This window comes from Azospira sp. MPR-E4, assembly GCF_058809645.1.
Genome location: NZ_JBXAST010000102.1, coordinates 1 through 3,859, shown reverse-complemented (window position 1 = coordinate 3,859; position 3,859 = coordinate 1). Strand labels below are relative to the sequence as shown.

General features: G+C 64.3%; 3 protein-coding genes. All 3 read left to right on the top strand.

Going from position 1 to position 3,859, the window contains the following annotated elements; translation table 11 throughout:
- The first annotated feature begins 417 nt into the window (after positions 1–417).
- The 3 genes from fabI to AC1RTA_RS16415 are packed head-to-tail and all read left to right on the top strand — an operon-like array spanning position 418 to position 3,816.
- A complete protein-coding gene (fabI, locus tag AC1RTA_RS16425) occupies positions 418–1,182 on the top strand; it encodes an enoyl-ACP reductase FabI (RefSeq protein WP_014238046.1) in 765 nt (254 codons plus the stop codon).
- Positions 1,183–1,213: 31 nt separating this feature from the next.
- The gene (locus AC1RTA_RS16420; protein WP_492783388.1) at positions 1,214–2,626 is read left to right on the top strand and encodes a bifunctional enoyl-CoA hydratase/phosphate acetyltransferase; all 1,413 of its coding nucleotides are present in this window, start codon (positions 1,214–1,216) and stop codon (positions 2,624–2,626) included.
- Entirely contained in the window at positions 2,623–3,816 is a 1,194-nt protein-coding gene (locus AC1RTA_RS16415) for an acetate/propionate family kinase (protein WP_014238048.1), read from the top strand. Before AC1RTA_RS16420 ends, AC1RTA_RS16415 begins: the two co-directional genes overlap by 4 nt.
- Positions 3,817–3,859 lie beyond the last annotated feature (43 nt).

The following is a 3,859-nucleotide window of genomic DNA, read 5'->3' as shown; positions in this document are numbered from 1 at the left end:
GGAGGGGGGATGTAGCCCACCTGTTCCTGCACTTCCCGGAGAATTTGCAGCAGTTGGGTGGGGTCCCGGCGGCGTTTGCTCAAAACCGCCTCGAGGACTGCATCCAGAGAATTGGCAATCGGTTCCAAAATCCCTCCCCCTTGTAAGGTCATGCCGGAGGATTATAGGTATGGTCAATGCAAAAACGTTGACACAGCGCAAGCCGCTGTAACGGGGACGTCATCGGAACGAAATACCGGCTTATCCCTCGTCCGCTAAGGTCCTACTGCCACTAGGCCTTGATCTAGGTCAAAATCGATATGCTGCACCGCAACACAAAATGCGGCATGATAACGAAAACAGGATTGCAATAACGGCCCCGGTCCAGACTGGACGCCGGATGGTTCACCTTCATTCAACTAACCTGGAGTTCTGCAAATGTTCAACCTCAACGGCAAAAAAGGCCTGGTCGTCGGTATCGCCAACAACAAGAGCATTGCCTACGGCTGCGCCAAGGCTTTCAACATCTGCGGCGCCGAACTGGCGGTCACCTACCTGAATGAAAAGGCCGAACCCCACGTGCGCCCCCTGGCCGAACTGCTGGCCGCCCCCCTGGTGCTGCCCCTGGACGTGGAACAGGACGATCAGCTGGCAGCTGTTTTCGCCGCCATCGAACAGAAGTGGGGCAAGCTGGACTTCCTCCTGCACTCCATCGCCTTCGCCCCCAAGGAAGACCTGCACGGCCGGGTGGTGGACTGCTCCCGCCAGGGCTTCCTGCGGGCCATCGACATTTCCTGCCACTCCTTCATCCGCATGGCCAAGCTGGCCGAGCCCCTGATGAAGGACGGCGGCTCCCTGCTGACCATGAGCTACCTGGGCGCCGATGAAGTGGTGGACAACTACGGCATGATGGGCCCGGTGAAGGCCGCCCTGCAGGCTTCCACCCGCTACCTGGCCACCGAGCTGGGCCCCAAGGGCATCCGGGTGCACGCCATCTCCCCGGGCCCCCTGGCCACCCGCGCCGCCTCCGGCATCGCCCACTTCGACGACCTGATGAAGGACGCCGTGGAACGGGCCCCCCTGCACCGTCTGGTCTCCATCGACGACGTCGGCGCCCTGGCCGCCTACCTGTGCAGCGATGTGGCGAAGACCCTGACCGGCGGTACCATCTACATCGACGGCGGCTACAACATCGTCGGCTAAGAGCTCCACACAATCAAAAACGGGAGGCGCCATGCACGCTGAGCACACCGAGCAGTACATCGAAAACAAGACTTTCGACGAAATCCAGGTGGGAGACTCTTCCACCCTGATCCGGACCCTGCGTCCGGAAGACATCAAGCTGTTCGCCATCATGTCGGGGGATGTGAATCCCTCCGTGGTGGACCCGGAATTCGCCCAGAGCGGCATTTTCCGGGAGGTGGTGGCCCATGGCATGTGGAGCGGCGCCCTCATTTCCACCGTGCTCGGCACCCAGTTCCCGGGGCCGGGCACCATCTACATCGACCAGTCCCTGCACTTCTCCCGGCCGGTGACCATCGGCGACACGGTGACCATCACCATCACCGCCAAGCAGAAGTTCGACCATAACAAACACATCCTCTTCGACTGCCAATGCACCAACCAGGAAGGCCTGCAGGTGGTGAGCGGCACCGCCGAGGTGCTGGCGCCGACGGAGAAAATCCGCCGCGAGCGGGTGCACCTGCCCGAATTCACCATCAGCGACAAGGAAGCCCGCTACCAGGCCCTGCTGGCCACCGCCGCCGGCCTGGAACCCATTCCCGTGGCCGTGGCCCATCCCTGCGATGCCGAATCCCTGAAGGGTCCCATCTTCGCCGCCCGGGCCGGCCTCATCGAACCCTTCCTGGTGGGCCCGGAGGCCAAGATCCGCTCCGTCGCCGAAGAGAACGGCCTGGACCTGACCGGCATCCGCATCGTCAATACCCGCCATAGCCACGAATCCGCCGCCATGGCCGTGACTCTGGTGCGCAACGGCGACTGCGAGGCCCTGATGAAGGGCAGCCTGCACACCGATGAGCTGATGGGCGAGGTGGTATCCCGGGCCAACGGCCTGCGCACCTCCCGCCGCATCTCCCACGTCTTCTACATGGACGTGCCCACCTATCCCAAGCCCATCATGATCACCGATGCGGCCATCAACATCGCCCCCTCCCTGGAGGAAAAGGTCAGCATCATCCAGAACGCCATCGACCTCTTCCACATCCTGGGCAACCCGGAACCCAAGGTGGCCATCCTGTCCGCCGTGGAAACGGTCAATCCCAAGATCCAGTCCACCCTGGACGCGGCCGCCCTGTGCAAGATGGCCGACCGGGGCCAGATCAAGGGCGGCCTGCTGGATGGCCCCCTGGCCTTCGACAACGCCGTTTCCCTGGTGGCTGCCAAGACCAAGGGCATCAAGTCCGCCGTCGCCGGCCAGGCCGACATCCTGGTGGTGCCTGACCTGGAGTCCGGCAACATGGTGGCCAAGCAGCTGGAATACCTGGCCAACGCCCTTTCCGCCGGCGTCGTGCTGGGTGCCAAGTGCCCCATCGTGCTGACCTCCCGCGCCGATACCGCCGAGACCCGCACCGCCTCCTGCGCCATCGCCGCCCTGATGGCCCACGCCTACCGGAAGCAGAACCAATGACCCGCGCCGTCCTCACCCTCAACGCCGGTTCCTCCTCCATCAAGTTCTCCCTCTACGAGCTGGAGAACGGGGGCGGCATCGCTGCGGAACCCGTGCTCTCCGGCCAGATCGACGGCATCGGCGTCAAGGCCCACATCAAGGCCAAGGACGACAAGGGCAAGAAGCTGGACGACGTGGACATCCCGCTCCAGGGCGATGCGGAAAGCCAGCACCACGAGGCCCTGGAATTCCTCATCTCCTGGCTGCACGACCATGAAAAGGGCTGGAAGATCGTGGCCGTGGGCCACCGGGTGGTCCATGGCGGCGAGCGCTATTCGCGCCCCATGAAGCTCGACGACAACATCATCGAGCACCTGACCCGGCTCATTCCCCTGGCGCCCCTGCACCAGCCCCACAACCTGGACGGCGTCGATGCCCTGCGCACCATGATGCCGGAAGTGCCCCAGGTGGCCTGTTTCGACACCGCCTTCCACCGTACCCAGGCCCCCGTGGCCCAGGCCTTTGCCCTGCCCCGCTGGATCACCGGCGAAGGGGTCAAACGCTACGGCTTCCACGGCCTCTCCTACGAGTACATCGCCCGGGTGCTGCCGGACTACTCGCCCCGGGCCAATGGCCGGGTGGTGGTGGCCCACCTGGGCAACGGCGCCTCCATGTGCGGCATGGTGGATCGCAAGAGCCAGGTGTCCACCATGGGCTTCACCGCGGTCGAGGGCCTGATGATGGGTACCCGTACCGGCGCCCTGGACCCGGGCGTGATGCTGTACCTGATGGAAAACAAGGGCATGGACGTGAAGGCCCTGACCAAGCTGCTGTACAAGGAGTCGGGCCTGCTCGGCGTTTCCGGCATTTCCCCGGACATGCGCACCCTGCTGGCCAGCGACAAGCCGGAAGCCAAGGAGGCGGTGGACCTCTTCTGCTACCGCGTGGTGCGGGAGCTGGGTTCCCTGGCGGCCGCCATCGGCGGCATCGACGCCCTGGTGTTCACCGGCGGCATCGGCGAGCACGCAGCCGAAGTGCGCCGTCGCGTCTGCCTGCAGGCCTCCTGGCTAGGCATCAGCATCGACGAATCGGCCAACGCCCTGCACGCCAACCGTATCAGCGAACCCCGCAGCACCGTGGACGTACTGGTCATCCCCACCAACGAGGAATGGATGATCGCCCGCCACACTGCCACCCTGCTCAACTTGTAATAGCCGCAACACCCCTCGGCGGTCCGGACTCCCGGACCGCCAC